The organism is Nocardia sp. NPDC052254, from assembly GCF_040679495.1.
In the GTDB taxonomy this organism is placed as follows: Bacteria; Actinomycetota; Actinomycetes; order Mycobacteriales; family Mycobacteriaceae; genus Nocardia.
In genome coordinates, this window is sequence record NZ_JBFAUW010000001.1 from 111500 (window position 1) to 134497 (window position 22998).

At 67.6% G+C, this 22998-nt stretch carries 19 protein-coding genes; 7 read left to right on the forward strand and 12 right to left on the reverse strand.

Annotated elements, in window-relative coordinates; translation table 11 throughout:
* Positions 1-5: 5 nt before the first annotated feature.
* The 7 genes from AB0L57_RS00560 to AB0L57_RS00590 all read right to left on the reverse strand — a co-directional run bounded on the left by AB0L57_RS00560 (position 6) and on the right by AB0L57_RS00590 (position 6758).
* A complete protein-coding gene (locus AB0L57_RS00560) occupies positions 6-728 on the reverse strand; it encodes an urease subunit beta (RefSeq protein ID WP_364954807.1) in 723 nt (240 codons plus the stop codon).
* Positions 729-755: 27 nt separating this feature from the next.
* The gene (gene urtE / locus AB0L57_RS00565) at positions 756-1466 is read right to left on the reverse strand and encodes an urea ABC transporter ATP-binding subunit UrtE (RefSeq protein WP_364954810.1); all 711 of its coding nucleotides are present in this window, start codon (positions 1464-1466) and stop codon (positions 756-758) included.
* Positions 1460-2254 (reverse strand): urea ABC transporter ATP-binding protein UrtD, encoded by a 795-nt coding sequence (urtD, locus tag AB0L57_RS00570; RefSeq protein WP_364954813.1) that lies wholly within the window; start codon positions 2252-2254, stop codon positions 1460-1462. Before urtD ends, urtE begins: the two co-directional genes overlap by 7 nt.
* Positions 2251-3270: an urea ABC transporter permease subunit UrtC gene (gene urtC, locus AB0L57_RS00575; RefSeq protein ID WP_364957200.1), complete on the reverse strand. Its 1020-nt coding sequence runs from the start codon at positions 3268-3270 to the stop codon at positions 2251-2253. The genes urtD and urtC overlap by 4 nt, the downstream gene beginning before the upstream one ends.
* 110 nt (positions 3271-3380) lie before the next feature.
* Positions 3381-4265, reverse strand: coding sequence for an urea ABC transporter permease subunit UrtB (gene urtB / locus AB0L57_RS00580; RefSeq protein ID WP_364954816.1), 885 nt, complete (start codon positions 4263-4265; stop codon positions 3381-3383).
* A 24-nt stretch (positions 4266-4289) separates the two neighbouring features.
* Entirely contained in the window at positions 4290-5564 is a 1275-nt protein-coding gene (gene urtA, locus AB0L57_RS00585; RefSeq protein ID WP_364954819.1) for an urea ABC transporter substrate-binding protein, read from the reverse strand.
* Between the two features lie 168 nt (positions 5565-5732).
* On the reverse strand, positions 5733-6758 hold the full coding sequence (locus AB0L57_RS00590) for a helix-turn-helix transcriptional regulator (protein WP_364954821.1): 1026 nt from the start codon (positions 6756-6758) through the stop codon (positions 5733-5735).
* A 186-nt stretch (positions 6759-6944) separates the two neighbouring features.
* Between AB0L57_RS00590 and AB0L57_RS00595 the strand changes: the two genes are divergently transcribed.
* Positions 6945-7613, forward strand: coding sequence for an XRE family transcriptional regulator (locus AB0L57_RS00595; RefSeq protein ID WP_364954824.1), 669 nt, complete (start codon positions 6945-6947; stop codon positions 7611-7613).
* 38 nt (positions 7614-7651) lie between these two features.
* Here AB0L57_RS00595 and AB0L57_RS00600 read toward each other — a convergent pair whose 3' ends face one another.
* A complete protein-coding gene (locus AB0L57_RS00600) occupies positions 7652-9001 on the reverse strand; it encodes an ammonium transporter (protein ID WP_364954827.1) in 1350 nt (449 codons plus the stop codon).
* A gap of 440 nt (positions 9002-9441) precedes the next feature.
* Here AB0L57_RS00600 and AB0L57_RS00605 point away from each other — a divergent pair, with 440 nt between their 5' ends.
* Genes AB0L57_RS00605 through AB0L57_RS00630 form a run of 6 tightly spaced genes read left to right on the forward strand, consistent with a single transcriptional unit; the run spans position 9442 to position 16281 of the window.
* A complete protein-coding gene (locus AB0L57_RS00605; RefSeq protein ID WP_364954830.1) occupies positions 9442-10632 on the forward strand; it encodes an FAD-binding oxidoreductase in 1191 nt (396 codons plus the stop codon).
* Positions 10633-10668: 36 nt separating this feature from the next.
* On the forward strand, positions 10669-12030 hold the full coding sequence (gene glnT / locus AB0L57_RS00610) for a type III glutamate--ammonia ligase (protein WP_364954833.1): 1362 nt from the start codon (positions 10669-10671) through the stop codon (positions 12028-12030).
* Between the two features lie 27 nt (positions 12031-12057).
* Positions 12058-12957: a glutamine amidotransferase family protein gene (locus AB0L57_RS00615; protein ID WP_364954836.1), complete on the forward strand. Its 900-nt coding sequence runs from the start codon at positions 12058-12060 to the stop codon at positions 12955-12957.
* On the forward strand, positions 12942-13676 hold the full coding sequence (locus tag AB0L57_RS00620; RefSeq protein WP_364954839.1) for a protein glxC: 735 nt from the start codon (positions 12942-12944) through the stop codon (positions 13674-13676). Before AB0L57_RS00615 ends, AB0L57_RS00620 begins: the two co-directional genes overlap by 16 nt.
* A 23-nt stretch (positions 13677-13699) precedes the next feature.
* Positions 13700-15013, forward strand: a complete 1314-nt coding sequence (locus AB0L57_RS00625; protein ID WP_364954842.1) for an FMN-binding glutamate synthase family protein — start codon at positions 13700-13702, stop codon at positions 15011-15013.
* Between the two features lie 44 nt (positions 15014-15057).
* Positions 15058-16281, forward strand: coding sequence for an allantoate amidohydrolase (locus AB0L57_RS00630; protein WP_364954844.1), 1224 nt, complete (start codon positions 15058-15060; stop codon positions 16279-16281).
* A gap of 3 nt (positions 16282-16284) precedes the next feature.
* Here AB0L57_RS00630 and AB0L57_RS00635 read toward each other — a convergent pair whose 3' ends face one another.
* From AB0L57_RS00635 to AB0L57_RS00650, 4 genes are read right to left on the reverse strand one after another with little or no spacing between them, the layout of a single operon-like run.
* Positions 16285-17931, reverse strand: coding sequence for a glycosyltransferase family 39 protein (locus AB0L57_RS00635; RefSeq protein WP_364954846.1), 1647 nt, complete (start codon positions 17929-17931; stop codon positions 16285-16287).
* Positions 17928-19397 (reverse strand): glycosyltransferase, encoded by a 1470-nt coding sequence (locus AB0L57_RS00640; RefSeq protein ID WP_364954848.1) that lies wholly within the window; start codon positions 19395-19397, stop codon positions 17928-17930. Before AB0L57_RS00640 ends, AB0L57_RS00635 begins: the two co-directional genes overlap by 4 nt.
* The gene (locus AB0L57_RS00645) at positions 19394-20815 is read right to left on the reverse strand and encodes a hypothetical protein (protein WP_364954851.1); all 1422 of its coding nucleotides are present in this window, start codon (positions 20813-20815) and stop codon (positions 19394-19396) included. The genes AB0L57_RS00640 and AB0L57_RS00645 overlap by 4 nt, the downstream gene beginning before the upstream one ends.
* Entirely contained in the window at positions 20812-22761 is a 1950-nt protein-coding gene (locus AB0L57_RS00650) for a hypothetical protein (protein ID WP_364954854.1), read from the reverse strand. Before AB0L57_RS00650 ends, AB0L57_RS00645 begins: the two co-directional genes overlap by 4 nt.
* Between the last annotated feature and the right edge of the window lie 237 nt (positions 22762-22998).

Sequence of the window (22998 nt, forward strand, 5' to 3'; positions counted from 1 at the left end):
GGGTATCACTCCTGTCCGGTCTCGTCGCGGAACCCGCTGTCGCGGAAGCCCGCTCGGCGCAGCCGCGCCAGCAGATCCGGACTCGGCGCCCGGGTGGTGTCGGCATCGGTCATGTCGTTCTGGCCCGACACCCGGCGGGTGCCGCCGTACCTGGTGAGCTCGACCTCCTGCTGCTCGCCGGGTTCGAAGCGCACCGCGGTGCCCGACGGAACGTCCAGGCGCATGCCGAAGGCGGCCGCGCGGTCGAACTCCAGCGCCCGATTGACCTCGAAGAAGTGGAAGTGCGAGCCGACCTGGATCGGGCGATCCCCGGTATTGGTCACGACGAGTGTGACGACGGGCCGGCCGGCGGACAGTTCGATCTCACCGTCGGCGACGAGCAGTTCGCCCGGGCGGTGGTCGAGTTCGGCCGCGGTGCGGGTACCCGGCCGGATCGGATCGTGCACCGTGACCAGTTTCTGGCCGTCATCGAAGAAGCCCTCCACCTGAATCGAGCCCAGCAGCACCGGCACTCCCGGCAGTACGTCGTCGTCGGTCAGCACGTGCGCGCCGCGTTCGGCGGCTTGGGCCACGGTGGCGCCGGCACGCGCCGCCTCCACGACCTCGTCGGCGATCAGCGCGCGCGCCTCGGCATAGGTGAGCGCCAGTCCTGCCGCGCGGCGCTTGCGCGCCAGTTCGGCGGCCAGGAACAGCAGCAGCCGGTCCTCGTCCTTCGGTGTGAGATGCATGGTCGGCGTCCTCCCTTCGCTGTCCGGTCAGATCGTGATCGCTTGTCGCACCGCGGCTTCGGCCTCCCGGCCGCCCGCGCCGGAGGCGACGATCCGGCCCGCCTGCAGCACGTGGTACCGCTGCGCGGAATTGAGGGCGAAGCCGATGTGCTGTTCGACCAGCAGTGCGGACAGGGTGTTGTTCGACGTCAATTGCGTGATGGCGGACTCGATCTCGGCGACCACATTGGGCTGGATCCCCTCGGTGGGCTCGTCGAGGATCAGCAGTTTCGGCTCGGTGAGCAGCGCGCGGGCGATGGCCAACTGCTGGCGCTGGCCGCCCGACAGCAGTCCGGCGGGCCGGTCGAGCAGATCGCGCAGTGCCGGAAACAGATCCAGTGTGGCGTCGACGGCGGTCCGCGAGGTGGTGGCGCGGCCCGCCCGGACCCGCCGTTCGGCGACGACGAGCAGATTCTCGCGGGTGGTCAGCTGCGCGAACGATCGCTGCCCCTGCGGTACGTAGGCCAGGCCGTGCCGGACCCGCTGATGCGGGCGCAACCGGGTGATGTCCAGACCGTCGAGTTCGATCGTTCCCGCCTGGGCCGGAAGCAGTCCCACGACCGTCTTCAGCAGCGTCGACTTACCGGCACCGTTGTGGCCGAGCACGGCCGTGACACTGTGCCGGGCCACCTCGAGGTCGATGTCGTGCACGATGCGGCTGCGCCCGTAACCGGCGCACACGGTGGTGAGAGTCAGCATTGCGGCACCTCCGCCGCCGTGCCGAGGTAGACCTCCTGGACGCGGGGATCGGCCTGCACCTCGGCGACCGATCCCTGCGCGAGTACGCCGCCGCGCGCCATCACCGTCACCGAGGTGGCGTAGGTGCGCATGAAATCCATGTCGTGCTCGACGACCAGGACGGTGCGTTCCCCGCCGAGATTGCGCAGCAGTTCGCCGGTGAGTTCGCGTTCCTCGTGGCTCATTCCGGCCACCGGCTCGTCGAGCAGCAGCACATCGGCGTTCTGGACCAGCAGCATGCCGATCTCGAGCCACTTCTTGCGGCCGTGGGGCAGCGTGCCGGTGAGCTGATCGCGCACCGCCGTGAGGCCGATGGTCTCGAGCGCCTGCTCGACGATCGCCGGTACGCCGTGCCGTGCCCGCAGCCGGGACCGCAGTGGGCGCGCCGCACCGCACGCGATGTCGAGATTCTGCAGCACGGTGAGCTGCTCGAACACACTCGGCGTCTGGAAGGTGCGCCCGACACCGGCGCGGGCGATGTGATGAGACTTCTTGCCCAGCAGTTCGATTCCGGATTTGGTGACCGATCCGGTGGCCGGTACCAGACCGGTGACGGCGTCGATCAGTGTGGTCTTTCCGGCGCCGTTCGGGCCGATCAGGAAGCGCAGATCGCCCTGGAACAGGGTCAGGTCGACGTCGCGATTGGCGGTGAAGCCACCGAAATCGACGGTCAGGCCACGTATTTCCAGATACTGCGACACGCGTCCCGCGTTTCCGCCGAGCTTCGGTGTGCGATGTGGGTCGGTCATCGGATGGTCTCCTGTCCGGGCCGGAGTGGGGCGCCGGCGTTTCGGCGCCGGTGTAGCAGAACGGTCGACCCGGCGAATCCGGCGGGGAAGAACCCGATCACCACGATGAACAGCAGGCCCTGCAGGTAGGTCCAGCCGGACGGGAACGCCGCGGACAGGCTGGACTGCGCCCACGCGATGACGACCGCGCCGAGGACCGGTCCCAGCAGTGTGGTGCGGCCGCCGATCGCGACCCCGATGAGCATGGCGATGGAGGGGACCGCACCGATGTTGTCGGGCGAGATGATGCCCACGATGGGCACGAACATCGCGCCGGCGACGGAGGCGAACACCGCCGCCACCGTGTAGGCGGCGACCTTCGTGTTGGCCGGGTCGTACCCGAGGAACCGGACGCGTTCTTCCTGATCGCGCACCGCGATCAGCAGTTCGCCGAAACGGCTGCGCATCAGTTGCCGCACGATCAGCACGGCCACGACGACGAATGCGGCGATGAGGAAGTACAGCATCCGCCGGTTCACCGGATCGGCGAGGTCGTAGCCGAAGAAGGAATGGAACCGGCTGATGCCGTTGCTGCCGCCGAGGCCTTGGCGCCCCACCAGGAAGACGGCGGCCGCGGCCGCGAGCGCTTGACTGAGGATGGCGAAGTAGGCGCCCTTGACCCGGCGTGTGAACACCAGGGCACCGAGCGCGGCCGCGATGAGCGCGGGCAGCACGACGATGGCCACGACGGTGGTGATTCCGGAGCCGAAAGGCTGCCAGTACCACGGTGTTCCGGTGGCACCGGCGAAACGCAGGAAGTCCGGTGCGGAGCTGCCCTCGAGGCTCGCGTCGGCGAGTTTCAGATGCATGGCCATGAGATAGGCGCCGATACCGAAGAACACGCCCTGACCGAGCGTCAGCATGCCGCCCTGCCCCCACGCCAGGCCGATGCCGATCGCCACCAGGCCGAAACACAGGAACTTGGCGAGCAGGCCGAGCCGGTAGTCGTCCAGGACGGCCGGTGCGACAGCGAACATCAGCACCAGCGCCGCGGCCAGACCGAGCACGGGCCGCCAATGGTGCCCGGCGGCAGCGGCTCCGATTCCCGTGCGCGGCTCGGCGCCGGCCCGCGTCGATGTGGCGGTATTCATGCCAGGCTCCTCGAAGTGGTGGTCAGCAGTCCCTGCGGCCGTATCTGCAGGAGTCCGATGACGATGACGAAGACGACGACCTTGGCGGTGGACGCGGTCGTGGAGTATTCGATGAACGACTCCAGCAGGCCCAGTAGCCCGGCCGCGAGCACCGCGCCCTTCACATGGCCGAGCCCGCCCAGCACGACCACGAGGAACGCGTCGACGATGTAGCCCTGGCCCACCGTCGGGCCGGCCGGGCCGATCAGGGTCAGTGCGACGCCCGCGATTCCGGCGAGTGCGGAACCCCGCATGAAGGTGGCGACATCTGTTGTGCGCGAAGATATTCCGGAGGCCTCCGCGAGATCGCGGTCGCCGATCACGGCGCGGATGCGGCGGCCCCACCCGGTGTGGTGCAGCACCCCGATGAGTGTCCCCACCGCGGCGATCGCCAGAACCAGGATGAACAAACGCGCCTTCGGCACGGTGGTTCCGAACACCGCGATTCCGCCGACCAGCCAGTCGGGCGGTACGACGTTCACCGCGGGCGCACCGAAGATCTGCCGGAACAGCTGCTGCAACACCAGTCCCACGCCGAAGGTGACCAGCAGCGTGTCCAGCGGACGGTGGTACATGCGCCGGATGAGGACCACCTCGAGGATGCCGCCCAGCGCGGCGCCCACCACGAATCCCACGGCCAGCGAAACGATCAGCGAGACAACGGTATTCGAAATCAGCTGCTGGACCACATAGGCGGTGTAGGTGCCGGCGGTCATGATCTCGCCGTGCGCCATGTTGATCACGCCCATCTGACCGAAGGTCAGCGACAGGCCCAGTGCGGCCAGCAGCAGAATCGATCCGATGCTGAGCCCGATGAAGATCTGCCCGATGACAGCGTCCATCACATGTCTCCTGTTCGGCTCCGGCTAGCCCGCGATGCCCGCGGCCCACGGGTAGGTGCGCAGGAACGGGTCGGGCGCGATGTCGCGGGGTGAGTGCCACACCTGTTCGATCAGGCCGGATTCGGCGACCCGGCCGATGCGCGCGGTCTTGGTGACGTGGTGGTTGTCCCCGTCGAGGGTCACGGTGCCCTCCGGGGTGTGCACGGTGACGCCGTCGGCGACCCGTTGCAGATCGGGCACCGCGAACGAGTGCGCCTCGGTGACCATGGCCTGCCACAGCCGCACCGCGGTGTAGGCCGATTCCATCGGGTCCGAGGTCACCCGTGCCGGGCCGTAGGCGGCCTTGAAGTCGCGGACGAACCGCCGGTTCTCGGCGGTGTCGAGGCTCTGGTAGTAGTTCCACGACGTGAGCTGCCCGGTCAGCGCACTCGCGCCGATACTGCGCACCTCCTCCTCGCCCACGCACATCGACATGACCGGTGTGGTGGCGGCGTTCAGACCGGCGTTGTCGTACTCCCGGAACAGCGACACCAGCGAGTCGCCGACCACCACATTGAAGACCGCGTCGGCTTTCGAACCGCGGATCTTGTTCACGATGGTGGAGAAGTCCGTGGCGCCCAGCGGGGCGTAGTCCTCGCCCTTGATCTCCATATCGTTCGCCGCGGCGAATTTGCGGACGATCGCATTCGCGGTGCGGGGAAATACGTAATCGGTGCCGATGAGATACAGCGAGCGTTTACCTTGGGATTTGAGGTATTCGAGGGCCGGAATGATCTGCTGATTCGTCGTGGCGCCGGTGTAGAAGATGTTCTCGGAACTTTCCAGGCCCTCGTACTGCTGCCCGTAGAAGAGCAGCGCGCGGGAATCCTCGAACACCGGCAGCATCGCCTTGCGGCTTGCCGAGGTGTATCCGCCGAATACCGCGGCGACGCAGTCGCCGTGTATCAGTTTCTGGGCCTTCTCGGCGAAGACCGTCGGATCCGAGGCGCCGTCCTCACTGATGAGGCGCAGTTGTTTACCGAGGACGCCGCCTTCGGCGTTGATATCGCGCACCGCCATCGATATCGCGTCGTGAATCACCGTCTCGCTGGCTGCCAGCCCGCCCGACAGCGAGTCGATCGATCCGACCGTGACGGTCGGCCCCGAGGTGTTCACGCAGTCGACGCGGCCCCTGTCGCTCGAGGTGCCGGTGGCGTGGCTGCCGCATCCGCTGATCAGCAGGCAGAGTGCGGCCGCCGCCGCGGCCACGCCGAGTGGCGGGCGCAGACGGCCGCGCGCGGACCGTGAATGATTTCCCATGGCGAATCTCCCGAACAGAATTCACGCCGGGAATGTGAGGCACCTACGGCGTGAGATGGAGCAGCATCGGTATTCTTCCGATCGGCTGAACAAAAGCCTATCGACCGTGGACGCGTCACACGATGGGGAGAATCTCCCATATTTCGAGGAGTAATTGTTTCGCAGATATTACGCGAGTGTCGGTGCGGGGTCCGCGATCTCGAGTCTCCCGGAGACGAGCCCGAACCGCACCGCCATGGACGCGCACGCGATCCGGTTCGTCACCCCCAGTTTGGCCATCGCGTGTTCGACGTGATGGGCGGCCGTGCGTTCGCTGATGACGAGCCGGTCGGCGATCTGGGCACTGGTGAGTCCGTGCGTGAGCAGGGTGAGCACATCCAGTTCACGCGGTGTCAGCCCGAAGGGCAGGGGTTCGGTGTGCACGGCGACGATCGCGGCCGGCGCCGCACCCCGGTAGCGCGGTGGCGCGGGAATCACCCGGACCAGATGCCAGGTGCTGTCGTGCTGCCAGCGCAGCATGCGCTCGACCGGACGGATCGGCCAGGTTCGTGCCACCGCAGCCGAGATCTGTTCGACGAGAACGAGTTCCGAGGTGGAGTAGCCCGCGGCGTCGGGGAACAGCGGTTGCCGGTGGCCGTGCCTGTCGACGAGCCAGGACGTGGCGCCGGGGGCGAGGAATCCGGCGACCAGGGCCGGGCGGGCGGAGATGTCCAGCAGCCGGGCGACCTCGGCGCGGAACGAGTCGATCAGCGCCACGTCGCTGTCGCGGGGGTAGGCGCGGCTGTCGCTGTTGACGTGGATGGTGCCCGCGTAGACCCCGGCGGAGGTCACCAGCCGCCCCGACAGGCCCTCGTCGAATCCGGCGGGCCGGAAGATCTCGGTCACCGAGTAGGAGGTCCGGTACTCCGGGAAGTCGCACCACCGCAGGGCTCCCGAGCCGGTGCGCTTCATGGCCTCGAACAGCGGGTCGCGGTCGATGAACCAGGTGTTGAGGTGGTCCAGGACGTGCTCGGGGTAGTCGTGATTGGCGAGCGTGACGTGCCGCTGCCGCAACGGATCCCACAGGCACAGCGCGCTGGCCGCGGACGGAATGGCCGCATCGACGGCGTCGAGCACCTCGTGTGCGGTGGCCGCGATATCGGTCTCTGCCGTCAGTGCCTCGGTCCAGGTGCTGGAGAAGCCACCAGATTTCATGCTCGATCCTTCACAGCCCGGTGCGTCGCGCGGCGTGCGACTCCACTCCCGCGATTGTTGGATGGCGACGTTTCCGGTCTGTTTCGTCGCGGCTACGGCCTCGGCGCAGCTGTCCGGCGGTGCTGTGATGTCTGTCCTACCGTCGCGAATGTCCACTGTCAGGAAACGGCGGATTACGATGGTGAAATGACGCGCCCCGCTGCCCAGTCCGAGCACCGCGACACGGGCGATCCGGCACCCGTGCAACGAGAGGTGTCGCCGAACGCCCCGACCGGAGTGGATCTGGAGCGGGTGATCGGTGCCCAGGTCCGCAGTCTGCGGCTGGCGGGCGGGCTGTCCGTGGCCGAACTGGCGGCCCGGGTCGGCATCTCCAAGGCCATGCTGTCCAAGATCGAGAACGCGCAGACCTCGTGCAGCCTGTCCACACTCGCGAATCTCGCCCGGGGACTGGACGTTCCGGTGACCTCGCTGTTCCGGGGTGCCGACAGCGCCCGGGAGGCGGTCTACACCCGGTCCGGGCACGGCGCGGTGATCGTGGGCCGCGGCACCCGGATCGGGCATCACTACGAACTGCTCGGGGCGCTGCGCGGGCAGCACAAACGGCTGGAACCGGTGCTGGTGACCCTGACCGAGGCGAGTGAGGCCTTCCCACTGTTCCAGCACGCGGGCACCGAACTGCTGTACATGCTCGAGGGGGTCATGGTCTACGGCCACGGCGACTCCGACTACACGCTGCGGCCCGGAGACGCGCTGCTACTGGACGGTGAAGGGCCGCACGGCCCGAATGAGCTGGTGCGGCTGCCGATTCGCTTCCTGGCCGTCACCGCGTATCCGGACCGGCACGGCGAGGGCTGAACGGCCGCACCCCGCCGGGTGGCGGGGTGCGGCACCGCTCAGTGCACGGGGTCGGCCGCGGCCGAGGTGATCGCGGTCGCGGCGGTGACGGCGTCACCCGGGGCAACAGACTTACCGGGCAGTCCGATGGTGTCGAACACGTAGGCGGTTTCACCGTGCACGGTGATGTCGAGCCCCTCGGCCTCGCTGTCGCCGTCCACCCGGATACCGGAGGTGAGATCGAGAGTCTTGGCGATCACCCAGGTCATCACGAAGGTGTAGGCGAGCACCGCCGCCACCGCGACGGCCTGGCGCCACAGCTGTGCCACGCCGCCGCCGTAGAACAGTCCGGCCACGCCATTGGGTGCGGACGGATCGGCGAGCAGGCCGATCAGGACCGTGCCGAGAACACCGCCGACCAGGTGGATGCCGACCACATCGAGCGAATCATCGAGTCCGAAACGGAATTTCAGCGAGACCGCGAAGCAACAGGTCGCGCCGCACGCCGCGCCGACGGCCAGCGCGCCCAGCGGTGACACCGCACCACAGGCGGGCGTGATGCCGACCAGCGCGGCGATGAGCCCGGAGCTCGCACCCAGTGAGGTGGCGTGCCCCTCGCGGACCCGCTCGACGATCAGCCACGCGCAGATGCCCGCGCACGAGGCGGCGAGGGTGTTGAGGACGACGACCGCGGCGCTGTTGCCCGAGCTGAGCGCGGAACCGCCGTTGAATCCGAACCAGCCGAAGAACAGGATGCCCGCGCCGAGCATCGTCAGCGGGAGACTGTGCGGGCGAGGGGAGTTCGGGAACAGCCGGCGCCGGCCGAGGACCAGGACCAGTGCCAGGCCCGCCACACCCGCGTTGATGTGGACCGCGGTGCCGCCGGCGAAGTCGATCGCGCCCAGGGTGTTGGCGATCCAGCCGCCGGTGGTCGACCCGTCCGCGGCGTCGAATGCGAAGACCCAGTGCGCGACCGGGAAGTAGACCAGCACCGCCCACAGTCCGGCGAACGCCATCCAGGACCCGAACTTCATCCGGTCGGCCACCGCACCGGCGATGAGCGCGACCGTGATGGCGGCGAACAACAGCTGGAACGCGGAGAAGATCGCCGGTGGCAGCCCGGGGCTCGCCGGTGCGGTGAGCAGCTTCGAGGAGCCGAGATGGTCGAGGGGATTGCCCAGCAGGCCGGTCCCGCCGAGTGAGTCGCCGAATACGGCGGAGTAGCCGACGACGATCCACAACACGCCGACCACGGCGAGCGCGCCGAAGATCATCATCGCCATGTTGAGGGTGTTGCGTACGCCGACCATGCCGCCGTAGAACAGCGCCAGCCCCGCCACCATCAGTGACACCGCGCAGAAGGCGGCGAGGATCCAGGCGGTGTCCGCCGCTGCCACAGCTTCGTTCATCGTGAGTACCTGCCTTCGAGTGATCAACTCACCGAGTTCCTGACAGGAATCGGTGTTTATCTATGTTCAACCGCGATTGGTTAGCGGCACGTGCACGTCTGTGAAAGCTGCGTTAACTGCCGGACTGCGCGCGGCGGATTCGGCGCCGACGGGTTCGCGATGATCGGCACGCGCCCGTGGACGGATGTGGTCTGCCGCGCGATCGCTGGCTGCCGGGGAAACATGATCTCTTTGGAGGAAACCTGTAGGCTTCGCGGATCGGCGCGATCGCCGGGCTGGGTGTTGTGCTGGAAGCCTGTGTCCCGCTTCTGATTATCGGGCGAGAGATGTCGTCTACCGCGGATCGAGTCGCTGTAATTGATGTTCGCGAAACGTAATCGTCACATTCCGAGTGTTTCATGAAAGGCAACAGCGACAAATGGTAGGAAACAGAGGGTGTAGTGGCAGAGACAGTCAAGTACGTGATCGTCGGTGGCGGACTCGAAGGTCTCGCGATCGCCTGGTCCCTGGCGCGTCGCGGCGAGACCGATGTCGTTGTCCTGGAACGCAATACGCTCTGTTCGGGAATGACGGGAAAGTCCAGCGGGGTGGTGCGCTGTCACTACGGCACCCCGTCGCTGGCCGCGATGTCCTGGTACGGGGTCGAGGTCTTCGGCAACGCCACCGATCTGTTCGGTGACGACCTCGCGTTCCGGCAGTGCGGCTACGTCGTCGGGGTCGGTGCGGACAATGTCGCGGCGCTCGAAGCCAATGTGGCCATGATGCAAGGCTTGGGCATCCGGGTCGATCTCGTCGGATCCGACGTGATGTCGGAGTTGTGGCCCGGCCTGCACCTCGACGACTTCGCCGCATTCGCCTACGAGCCGCTGGGCGGTCGCGGCGAGGCCTATATGACCGGGATGGCGTTCGCCGCCGCCGCACGGGGGATGGGCGTGCGCATCCGGCAGTCGACCGCGGTCGACTGCCTGCTGCAGAACGACGCCGGCACCGTCTACGGGGTCCGGCTGGCCGACGGTGGCGACATCCACGCCGAGCAGGTCGTACTCGCCGCCGGGCCGTGGACACCGGCGCTGGCGGCCACCGCCGGTGTGCGAGTCGATGTGAAAGCTCAACGCGCCCAGCTGGTTCTGGTCGACCAGGGCGTGCCCACACCCGAGGTTCCGGTGCTGTCGGACCTGTCGGGCCTGCAGTACATCTGCCGCGAACCCAACGGCGAACTCCTGGTGGGCAACTCCGATCATCAGGCCCCGCAGTACATCGATCCCGACGACTTCGTCAATCGCGCCGATCCCGACACCATCGAGAAGACGGTCGTCAAACTCGGCACCCGGCTACCGGACATGCCTGACCCGCGCATCACCAGCTCCTACGTCGGCGCCTACGACGTGACCCCCGACTACAACCCGATCATCGGACCGGCACCGGCGGACGGGCTGTTTCTGGCCACCGGCTTCTCCGGACACGGATTCAAGATCTCCCCGGCGGTCGGTGAACTCGTCGCCGACCTGCTGACCACCGGAACCACGCGGCTGCCCCATGTCGACCCGCATGACTTCCGCTATTCGCGCTTCGTCGAGAACGACCCACTGCGCAGCCTCCACCCCTATGCCGGCGCCGGCGAGATGCGCTGAGCCACGATCGAAACCCTCCGGCCCACAGGAACTCTCATGACCGTTCACACCGTCGCTCCCGCCGACACCGTCCGCGCCGTGCTGCCGGCCGAGCCCACCCTGACCGAGCTGGTGCGCGCCACCGGCACCACCTTCGTCCTGGCGCTGTTCGTGACCCTGTCCGGAAAGCCGTGCGCGAAGCTGGTGCCCGCACAGGCGATCGCGCAGCTCGAGACCGAGGGCGTGGGTTTCGCCGGTTACGCGGCGGGGATGATGGGCCAGCAACCACGCGACCCCGACCTGGTCGCGATAGCGGACCCGTCGTCGTTCACCCCGATTCCGTTCGTGCGGCCCGGTCTGGCGCTGGTGCACTGCGATCCGCATGTGGAGGGGCGGCCGTGGCCGTTCGCGCCGCGGGTGATCCTGCGCGAAACCCTGCGCCGGGCAGCGGCTTCGGGTTTCGAGGTGAAGGTGGGTGCGGAGATCGAGTACTTCCTGGTCGGCAAGGACGCGGCAGGACGGCTGACCACCGCCGACACCTCCGACACCAAACTCCAGCCCTGCTACGACGCGCGCGATGTGACCCGCATGTACGACCACCTGACCGAGATCTCGGCGGCGATGAACGCCCTCGGGTGGGGCAACTACGCCAACGACCACGAGGACGCCAACGGTCAGTTCGAGCAGAACTTCGACTACGACACCGCCATGGTCACCGCCGACCGGGTGATCACCGCCCGATACCTGCTCTCGGTGATCGCCGAGAAGCGCGGTATGCAAGCCACTTTCATGCCGAAGCCCTTCACCGACCGCACCGGCTCCGGTATGCACCTGCACCTGTCGCTGTGGACCGCGGCGGGCTCGGCCTTCCCCGGCGGCGACGACCCGAACGGGCTGGGGCTCTCGCGCACCGCCTACGGTTTCATCGCCGGAATCCTCGAACACGCCTGTGCCCTGCAGGGGATCATCGCGCCGACGGTGAACTCCTACAAGCGCACCGGCGCGACCACCACCAGCAGCGGCGCGACCTGGTCGCCCCGGTTCGCGACCTACGGTGGCAACGACCGGACGCACTATCTGCGCGTACCGGATTCGAACCGGGTGGAGTTGCGCGGCGGTGACGGGTCGGCGAATCCGTATCTGGCGACCGCCGCCACGGTGGCCGCGGGCCTGGACGGGGTGGCCCGGTCGCTGGATCCCGGTGCGCCGGGTACGGCTGCGGCCCATGGGCAGACGCTGCCGATGACACTGCTGCACGCGATGGATCAGGTGGCCGCCGATCCGGTGATCACCGGCGTGCTCGACATCGTCGGCGCGGGCGTGGCCGACTACTTCACCGCCCGCAAACGCGAGGAGTTCTTCGCCTGGCACAACACGGTCTCCGAGTGGGAGATCGACACCTATCTCACGGCGTTCTGAAACCGACGACTACAGGAGTCTGCCACCATGTGCGGAATCGTAGGGCTGCACCTGCGCGATCCCGAGCTGTCTCCGCGGCTCGGCGAACTGCTCACCGGAATGCTCGACCGGATGGTCGAGCGCGGGCCGGATTCGGCCGGCATGTCGATCTACGGCGACCCGAACTGGTCACCGCCGGGGGAGGCGACTGTCTCGTTACTCGGCAATCGTTTTCCCGCACCGGAACTCGCCGCCGCGCTGAGTGCGCGAACGGGTGCCCCGATCACCGTGATCGACCTCGATCCGACCACGCTGGTGCACGGCGCCGTGGACCCGGTGGCGCTGCGCGAGGCCGTCTGCGCGGCGGTGCCGGATGCCCGTGTCATCGGATTCGGTGACGAGGTCGCGGTGCTCAAGGGCACCGGTGATCCGAGTGAACTGGCGCGGCGGTTCGGACTGCCGCGGGCCGCGGGATGGCAAGGTGTCGCGCACACCCGGATGGCCACCGAATCCGCGGTGACCGCCACCGGCTCACACCCGTTCTCGGTCGGTACCGACCAGTGCCTGGTGCACAACGGCTCGTTCTCCAACCACATGTCGATCAAACACGACCTCGAGCGCCGTGGCGTCGTCTTCGACAGCGAGAACGACACCGAGGTCGGCGCCCGCTACGTCGCCGAACAGCTCGCCGCCGGAGCCGATCTGGAAAAGGCCCTGCTGCTGCTGAACGAGACCTTCGACGGCTTCTACACGCTGCTGGTGTCCACCCGCGACTCCTTCGCCGTCGTCCGCGACGCCATCTCCTGCAAACCCGCCGTGGTCGCCGAGACCCCGCGCTGGGTCGCGATGGCCTCGGAATACCGCGCCCTGGCCCACCTGCCGGGCATCGAATCCGCTCGAATCTTCGAGCCCGAACCGGAAAAGGTGTACGTATGGCACCGTCAGTGACCCGCGCCCCGATCGGTGATCCGGCTGCTGTCGGCGCGGTCGAGCCCGTCGCCCTGGATACGCGCACCCTCGGTGTGCGCGGGGTGAATCAGGCTCTGCGCGCACCGGACGCGCCGGATCGCGCACGGGTGACCGAGCCACAGGGCGCGCACGCGCTGGCATGCGGTCTCGACAGTGACATCGAGGTGACCGTGGAAGGTCACGTCGGCTACTACTGCGCCGGTATGAACCAGCGCGCCCATGTCAGCGTCACCGGTAATGCCGGGGTCGGGGTGGCGGAGAACATGATGTCGGGCGTCGTGCGGGTGCGCGGCGACGCGTCGCAGTCGGCGGGCGCCACCGCCCACGGTGGTCTGCTGGTGATCGAGGGCAATGCGGCGGCTCGCTGCGGGATCTCGATGAAGGGCGTCGACATCGTCGTGGGTGGCGACATCGGGCACATGAGCGCCTTCATGGGCCAGGCCGGACGGCTGGTCGTCTGTGGCGATGCCGGTGAGGCACTGGGGGATTCGCTCTACGAGGCCCGCATCTACGTGCGCGGCACCGTCGCCTCCCTGGGTGCGGACTGCGTGCGCAAACAGATGCGCGCCGAACACCTGGCCGAGCTGGCCGAGCTGCTGGCCGCCGCCGGAATCGAGGCCGAACCCGCCGATTTCAGCCGGTACGGCTCCGCCCGCGGCCTCTACAACTTCCATGTCGACAACGCCTCGGCGTACTAGTCCGTGTCCGGAGGAGTCCCCCCATGACCAACGATCCCGCACTGCGCGAGTCGGCGACCTTCGACCGCCGGGTCATCGCCGAAATCCAGCGCGCCGCCGAGACCGGCATCTACGACATCCGTGGCTGGGGCGCCAAACGCCCGCTGCCGCATTTCGACGATCTGCTGTTCCTGGGCGCGTCCATGTCGCGGTATCCGCTCGAGGGCTATCGGGAACGCTGCGACACCGATGTCGTGCTCGGCGACCGGCACGCGAAATTCCCACTGCACCTCGATATTCCGATCACGATCGCCGGTATGAGTTTCGGGGCGCTGTCGGGCCACGCCAAGGAGGCGCTGGGCCGCGGCGCGAGCGAGGTCGGCACCTCGACCACCACCGGCGACGGCGGCATGACCCCGGAGGAGCGGGGCCAGTCGAAAAACCTGGTGTACCAGTATCTTCCGTCGCGCTACGGGATGAACCCGGTGGACCTGCGCAAGGCCGACGCCATCGAAGTCGTGCTCGGGCAGGGCGCCAAACCCGGCGGCGGCGGCATGCTGCTCGGACAGAAGATCACCGAGCGGGTGGCGGCGATGCGCACGTTGCCCCGGGGGGTCGATCAGCGCAGCGCGTGCCGGCATCCGGACTGGACCGGTCCCGACGATCTGGCCATCAAGATCACCGAACTGCGCGAGATCACCGACTGGGAGAAGCCGATCTATGTGAAGGTCGGCGCCACCCGGACGTATTACGACGTGAAGCTGGCGGTCAAGGCCGGTGCCGATGTCGTGGTCGTCGACGGGATGCAGGGCGGCACCGCCGCCACCCAGGACGTGTTCATCGAACACGTCGGCATCCCGACGCTGGCCGCGATTCCACCGGCGGTGCAGGCCCTGCAGGAACTCGGTGTGCACCGGCAGGTGCAACTGATCGTGTCCGGTGGTATCCGCAGCGGGGCCGACGTCGCCAAAGCCATGGCACTGGGCGCCGACGCGGTCGCGATCGGCACCGCGGCGCTGATCGCCCTGGGCGACAACAATCCCCGCTACGACGAGCAGTATCGCGCATTGGGTTCGGCGGCAGGTTTCTACGACGACTTCCAGGCCGGGCGCGATCCGGCCGGAATCACCACCCAGGACCCCGAACTCGCGAAGAATCTCGATCCGGTCGAGGGCGGTCGCCGCCTCGCGAACTATCTGCGGGTGCTGACCATGGAGGCCCAGACCCTCGCACGCGCCTGTGGCAAATCGCATCTGCGCAACCTCGAACCCGAGGACCTGGTGGCCCTGACCGTCGAATCGGCGGCGATGGCCCGGGTGCCGCTGGCCGGGACGACCTGGATTCCGGGGCGACTGTGAAGAACCGACAGGTGACCGAAGCGGCTGCGATGGAAGGAGTGCCGGTGCCCGCGTTCGACTCGATGTGGACGGACCTGCTCGAGGTGGGCAGGTATCCGGCCACCGGCGGATATCGGCGTTTCGCCTGGAACGACGCCGAGATGACACTGCGGGAATGGTTTCGGGGGGAGGCCGATCGACGCGGGATGAGCGTCGAGGAGGACCGCAACGGCAACCTGTGGGCCTGGTGGATGCCGCCGGGCTGGCTGGGTGATCCGCGCGACGCCTTCGTCACGGGTTCGCATCTGGACTCGGTACCCGACGGCGGCGCCTACGACGGGCCGCTCGGCGTGGTGTCCGCCTTCGCCGCCGTCGATCTGGTTCGCGCCCGCGGCATCGTGCCGGCCCGCCCGGTGGCCGTCACCGCCTTCTCCGACGAAGAGGGCGCGCGATTCGGCGTGGCCTGCATCGGATCTCAGCTCAGTACGGGTGCACTCGCACCCGAGCGGGCATTGCGACTACGCGACACCGACGGCGTGACCCTGGCCGAGGCGCTGCGCGGTCACGGCCGTGATCCGCGCGCGCTCGGCGCCGATCCGCGACTGGCCGAACGTGTGGGCGTGTATGTCGAGCTGCACGTCGAACAGGGACGGGCCCTGGATCTCGTGGCGCGGCCGCTGGCGATCGCGTCGTCGATCTGGCCGCACGGGCGCTGGCTGTTCAGCTTCACCGGGCAGGCCAATCACGCCGGCGCCACCCGGCTGGCCGATCGCCGCGATCCGATGCTGGCCTTCGCCTCGACCGTGCAGACCGCACGCGGTGCCGCGGCCCTGCACGACGCGGTCGCCACCTTCGGTAAGGTCGCGATTCTGCCCAACGGCACCAATGCGATCGCCTCGCAGGTGCGGGCCTGGCTCGATGCCCGCGCGGCCGACGAGGACACCCTCACGGCACTGGTCGCCGAGATCACCGAACAGGCCCGCCGGCATGCCGGCGGCGATGGCATCGGCCTGGACGTGGAGGCCGAATCCGTCACGCCCATCGTCGAATTCCCCGGTGACACCCGGCAGCGTCTGCAGACCGCGCTGGGACATCTCGGTGACATCCCGGTCCAGCCCACCGCCGCCGGACACGACGCGGGCATCTTGTCGGCCCTGGTGCCGACCGCGATGCTGTTCGTCCGCAATCCCACCGGAATATCGCATTCTCCGGAGGAATTCGCCGAACTCGACGATTGCCGTCACGGGGCGCGGGCACTCGCCGATGTCATGGCCGACTGGATCGGCTGAGGTTCACCCGGTGACCCGATACAACCGCCAGGTCGGCAGATCGTCACCGTCGTTGGGCACTTCCAGTTCCAGCGAGGCGATGTCGCCGCCGGTGTCGTAGAGCGTGGGAAAGCGGCGGTTGATCGCGTCGGAGGTACCACGCCCGGCATTGGGAACGGCGAGGATGTAGCGGATTCCGCTGCCGGACGGGTTGTTGAGGACGTCGACGAAATCCTGATCCGATGGGATGACGAAGGTCTTGGGCCGGGTGGTCGCGGTGTAGACGGCGAATCCGTAGACGGTGTCCATCAGCACCGAGGAATCGGGCAGCTGCAGTGAGTCGATGTAGTGCGCCAGTTGCCTTTCGGTGCTGAAGGAGGCGATGATCTGCAGCTCCTGCGTGTGCTTGGCGGTGGTGTCGTCCGGGTCGGGACGGACGATGGCCTGCAGCGCGTACTGCTGATCCGACAGCGTGGGCGAGCTCATCAGCGCACCGGTCAGGATCGGGGTACTCACCAGGATCAGCACCGCCACCGTGGCCGGCACCGGCCCGCGGCGTTCGGTGCCGGACAGCCGGATCCGGCGATAGCGCCCCGGGCGGCGGGCCCACTGCTGCCCGTGGGCCGCGAACAGTTGGTAGATCAGGATGATCATCCACGGCAGTGCCGCGAAATAGAACCGCAGGAACGGAAAGGTGCTGCCGGTCATGTAATTACGGATCGCGAAGATCATGATCGCGCCGAACACCACCGCGGCGGCGGCGACCTCGAGGTCGCGGCGCTGCCAGGCCAGTACCGCCACCACCGGAATCAGTACCGGCAGGAACGGGCCCATCACGACGATCTCGGCCAGGCTGAACAACAGCCCGTACAGCGGTGTGGCCGCACCGCCGCCACTCTGCTCGAGAATGCTGGTGTTGCCGTAACTCGACGACAGCTGCGCGAAGGCCTGTCCGGTGATGATCCAGCTCGCGAACGCCCACCCCAGGGCGGCAATCGCCGACGGCATCGCGATGATCACCCCGTCCAGCAGGGCCTCGACGATCCGGCCGCGCCTGCTCCGGCGGCTCGAGCGAAATACGGTGACGCCCATGACGAAAAGGGTTGCCGCGCCCGCCGCGGCGAGCGAGTCGTAGCGGGCCAGATAGGCGATCCCGAACGCGCACCCGGCCAGGCACAGGTCGTGCACGTCGTCGGTATGGCACCAGCGGATCAGCCGGCGCGCCGCCCAGATCACGAGGAACAGGAACGGCGCCTCGCTCATCCCGTTGGCGCCGTAGAACACGACCATCGGATCGAGCGCGAACGCGGCGGTGGCAACCCAGACCAGCCACGGTGGCAGCCCGCGATCGCGGCCGGTGAGATGGATCTGTACCACCGCGCCGGCCATGAACGGCGCCGACATCAGCACCGCGCTCACGCCACGCTCGGTCAGCACCGTCCACCACTGGCTGAAGTACACGATCGGCAGCTGCGCGACCGCGGTGAGCGGTGTGAACACGAAGCCGATCGCGGCCAGATGTGGACTGCGGCTGAACATCACGCTGCGCGCGGTGGCGACCCGGCTCAGCGAATCGCCGAGAAAGAAGCCCGGAACGAACGCGAGGTAGAGACCGACGGCGACGTAGACCAGCGTCGTACCGCAGAACAGCCAGCGGGGAGCCGATTTCATGGCGTTGCGCCTTCTTCCGGTGAACCGTCGGAGCCGGGCAGCCCGTGCGCGGTCTTCTCCCAATAGGACGGATTGCTGATCAGCTGGTAGGTGCCCTTGATCGCCGCGACGCTCATCAGCAGCCAGTACAGGGGTGTGGTCAGTGCTGCCACGATCAGCGCCGCGTGCCGGGTCTCGCGGCAGGCGACGAGGTTCATGTACAACATCGCGGTATTGCCGAACACCAGACAGAACAGCGCCGGGAAGTACACGTAGGCGGGGAACTCGTCCTGAATCACGCGGGGCTGGCCCAGAATCCACGCCAGTGTGATGAGCCAGAACACCATGTTCATGCAGGCGATGATCGGTGTGCCCGCCAGCAGTGTGGTGAACCGCCCGAAACCGATCGGGCCGAGTGTGCGCCACAGCCGGACCGGAGCCCGGGTGTGCACCAGCCAGGTCTGCAGGTAGCCCTTGTACCAGCGCGAACGCTGCCGTATCCAGTTGATGGCGTCGCTGTTGGCTTCCTCGAGTGTCGTCGAATCCAGCACCGCGGTGCGATATCCCGAGGCCGCGATCCGTACCCCCAGGTCGGCGTCCTCGGTGACGTTGTAGGGATCCCACGAGCCGATCCGGTCCAGGACGCTGCGGCGCAGATGATTCGAGGTGCCGCCCAGCGGAATCGGGCTCGAGCCGCGCATGAGACCGGGCAGCACGAAGTTGAACCACAGCGCGTAGTCGGCGGTGAACCAAGCGGTGAGCAGGTTCTGGCTGCCGTTGTGGAAGGCGAGTTTCGCCTGTACGCACGCCGTGTTGTCCGGCAGCCGGGAGAAGGCGACCGCGGCACGGCGCAATTGCAGTGGATCGGGGTTGTCCTCGGCGTCGTAGATGGTGATGATCTCGCCGGTGGCGAATTCGAGCCCGAAGTTGCAGGCCTTGGGTTTCGTCCGCGGATCCGACGGCGGCACTTCGAGGATCGTCATACCGAAATCGGCGCTCATCCCGCGCGCGGCCGCCACCGTGGCCGTGTCGTCGGCCTCGAGCAGCAACAGGACCTGCAACTTTTCCCTGGGGTAGTTCAGTGCTCCGACATTGGTGACCAACTGGGTGATGATGTTGGGCTCGTCGTAGGCCGGGACGAGGACCGTATAGGTCGGCAGGTCGGTATCGGGGAATGCCAGCGCTTGCTCGTCGGAGACACGAATGATGGTGCGCCCGTCCAGTCCTCGATAGAACAGGATCAGCCGGTCGATCAGCGTCCACACATAGAAGAAGGTCGACAGGAACGTCAGCGTGATCAGCGTGGGGATGGGAAAGGCGATCGCGCACCCGATCGTGACCACCAGCACCCCGATCAGCACATTGCGCTGCCAGGGATAGAGCACCACGGCCGCCGACGCGTCCGGATGTGCCTCGCGCAGACCGTGAATCGCCTTGTGCAGTGCGGCCTCGACCTCGGGGTCGGTGCGGCTGTCGTTCTCGCTCACCACTTCTGCACCTCGACCAGTTGCCGGGCCAGAGTCTGGACCAGATCGCTGTCCTTGAACTCCGAGCGGGTATCCGATACCGCCGCCACCCCGCGGAACAGCAACTGCAAGAAGTCGCCGATATTGCCGATGGGGGAGGGCACCGGTTCCGGGAAATAGGCGTCGGGTTCGTGATTGTCGACCGTGACGATGGTGATCCGCTGCACGCGTTTGTCCCCGCGATCCCATTCGAAGCTGAGGTTCGTCCAGGTCAGTAGGAGGTTGTCGTCGACGACGGTCGACATGTGGGCGGTGATCCCGCGTCCGATGTCGACGGGGACGGTCGCGCTGACCCGGCCGTGGGACAGGTCGTAACTCATCCGCACCGGAGTGACCTCGAGGGCGACCGGATTGCCGACCGTGAGCACGTCGATCTGCGCAGTTCGTTTGCGCCCCAGTGAATCCCACCGCGGATCCGCCGTCGTGGTGCGGATGGTCTGCCGCACGAGGGTCGATGTGCGGGAGGAGAAATAGTGCTGAGCCCAGTCGTAGGGGGTGGTCGACAGCTGGGTCCATCCCGGCGGGACGATCAGGCCGGTGTCGCCGGTCCACGGCGGCCCGGCCGGTGGTTCGGCCGTGGCCTGTGCGGGAAGGGGAATGAAGGCGAACAATACGCAGGCGATGGCCACCAGGATCACCGCGCGCAGGGCGCGCGGCAGGGATACGGGTGGTGCCGCGGCGACCGACACCGGTCCGCGCCGTCGAGACACCGGCCACCAGACCGCGCCGATGGCGATCGTGACGACAGTGCCGATCAGCTGTAGTTCGAAGGTCACCAGCCTGGGCTGCAGGGCGATCACGATCGCCACGGCACCGGCGATCAGGCAGAGGCCGAACAGGATCAGCGCTCGGCGACCCCGGCCGAAGGCGAAGGACACCGCCACCGACGAGAAGATCACCATCACGAAGCCGTAGGCGAAGCCACCACCGCCCAGAGCGACAGCCAGCACCCGATAGACCAGCGGACACGCGACGAGGACGAAAACCGCGACCTGCCAGTAGCAGCTGACCAGTCGAAGTCCGAACAGCAGGACGACCGCGGACAGGACGAACAACCAGGCGGCGAGGACATCGAGATTCAGCAGAAAATAGTAGGGGCTCAAGCGCGGCACCAGCATTCGATCGACCGAGAGCGCGATCACCAGGACGACGAGGCCGACGATGACATCGGTCTGGCGATCCTGGATGAGCGGGCCGCGGTGTGGCCGGTGCGCCACACCGAACGCGACGATCGCGGCCAGCAGCGGGATCAACACGATGTAGCCGATCGAGCCACCGTCGACGGCCGATTTCCAGACGCTGACCCAGGTCTCCCAGAATCCCGCGGCGGTCGCGGCCGCGATGAGCGCCAGGCGCCACGCGACCGCGCGGATGGTCATCGGGTACTCCGCCGCCAGGCCACGATGACGGCGATCAGCACTCCGAGTCCCAGCAGTAGTGCGGCGATCACCAGCACGGTCACCGCCGTCGAGGACAAGCCCGAGGACGCGGACGTGTTCGATGTGCTGTGCGGCAGGCTCAGCTCCACCGGATCACGGCCGGGCACCGTGAAGACGAGATCGCCGGTGAGGTTCGCCCATCCGGACGGCTGCGCGTCCAGCCACGTCAACGTCCGATCCAGTTCCTCCGGACCGGAGTCGGAGGTCGCCACCAGCAGTTCGCGCTGGTTCTGCTGAAGCGTCTGGATCGAGGCATATTTCTCGAACGCGTCGACCTTCAGTTGTGTGGTGTCACCGTCGGGATGGGTCAGCCGGACCGTGTTGTTCTTCGACACCGACAGCGGCAGGGTGATGCCGTCGGGCACCTGTCCCCGCGCGGCGATGAGGATCGCCGGATGTGTGGAATCGGTGGCCTCCGACATCGCCACCCACCGTGGATCGAGTCTGGTCGAGGTGAGTCGCTGCTGTGCGGCGACCAGGGTGATCGCGCGCACGGCGTCGGCGTAGCCGTCGCCGTCGGCGGCGACATCGACGCTCGGCAGCAATGTCTGCGGCAGCGCCTGGAATCCGAAGGGCGGGCCGCCCGGCGACGGCTCGCTGGTCACCTGCGATTCCGGGAAGATCGTGAGAGTCAGTGGCAGATCGAGCCCGCAGCCCGCGGTACCACCGGTGGTCTTCAGTGTCACCGCGACGGTGTTGGTGCGCGCGAGGACATCGTCGGGGATGTCGATCCAGCGCTGGATGCGCCCGGAGGACTCGGCCGCCCAGCTGGCCACGACCCGATCGCCGACCGTGACGGTGATCAGCCCGCTCTGCGTCGGCGGCGGCGGTGTGTAGGTGCCCGACAACAGCACCCGGATGTTGTGTGCCGCGCGGCCGAGATGGGTTTGGTCCAAGCCGAATTCGACCGACACCTCACCGTGCGAGGTGGCACCGAGCGTCCCGGCGCCGATCTTGCCGAGGGTGGTGTTCGCGGGTGCCAGCACCGGCGGCTGGTCGATGGAACCGGCCACCGCGCCGGTGTCGACCGCGACCGCGGCGACATCGCTGGTGATCAGGCGCGCCTGATCGATGAGTGCCTGGCCCTCGCCGGTGATCAGCAGGGCGGGTGGCCCGCTCGGCATCGGCGTCAGATTCGTCCCCGCGTTCTGCCCGTGCCGGATGACGACGGTGCGCTCCAGGGGGCCGTCGGGCTCGGCGGGCGTGTTCGCGTCACCGGCCAGCGGTTCGGTGACCACTCGCACCGGCTGGGTGCCGTAGTGCGCGACGACCGCGGCGTCCAGCTGCAGAGCGGCGTCGATCTCCTGGGAATCGGGCTGCGCCGGAATCGCGATCCGCAGGCGCTGCAGCAGTGGTGGGAGGAACTCGGCGATCACCGTCGGCATCGCCGGTGTCCCGCTGAATCCGAATCTCAGATTCCGCAGCACCACACTGTGGTCGTACCAGACGTCCGGGCACAGGCCGTCCTGCGGGAGCAGTGTCACATCGAGGGTGATCGACGACGATTGCCGATCGACGGGTATTCCGGTCAGCGGCAATGTCAGTGGCACCGAGGTGGCCGGGCCCGCGGGCAGTTCCGTCCGGGCCAGGGTGAGAGTGCCGGAGCGGGCCTCGATCCAGCCGCGGGCCACATTGGCCGGCATGTCCACCTGCAGGCTCAGCGTGGACGGGGTGAGTCCCGGTGGTACGGGGATGGTCAGGGATCGCTGGTCCTGGGTGCCGCGCAGAGCCACCGTGTCGCCGAGTCCGAGCGCGCGTGAGTCCATCGCCAGCGACTCGTCACCCGATGCCGACGCGGGAGGTTGCGCCACAGCCGAGATCGGGGCGATCGTCATCAGGGCGGCGCCGATCGCGAGCACCCCGAGCAATCGATTGGCAATAGGCATCGGCAGCCCTCTCATGTTCCGGCGAACACGTACTTTCCGAACGTGGCCGGCAGATCCGGAACGTTGCGGACATGCCTGAGGTTTGCCTCGCGCTCACCGAACCGGACACTTGCGACCCATCTTCCCCGGATGCTACTGGTACAGCACCTATTTCCGAGGTGCAACGCCGTCTGTCGGAGAATCGTCGCCAGAAGACGGACCGATGCCGGACGTGCGGTAGAGCGCAATCCGACATCG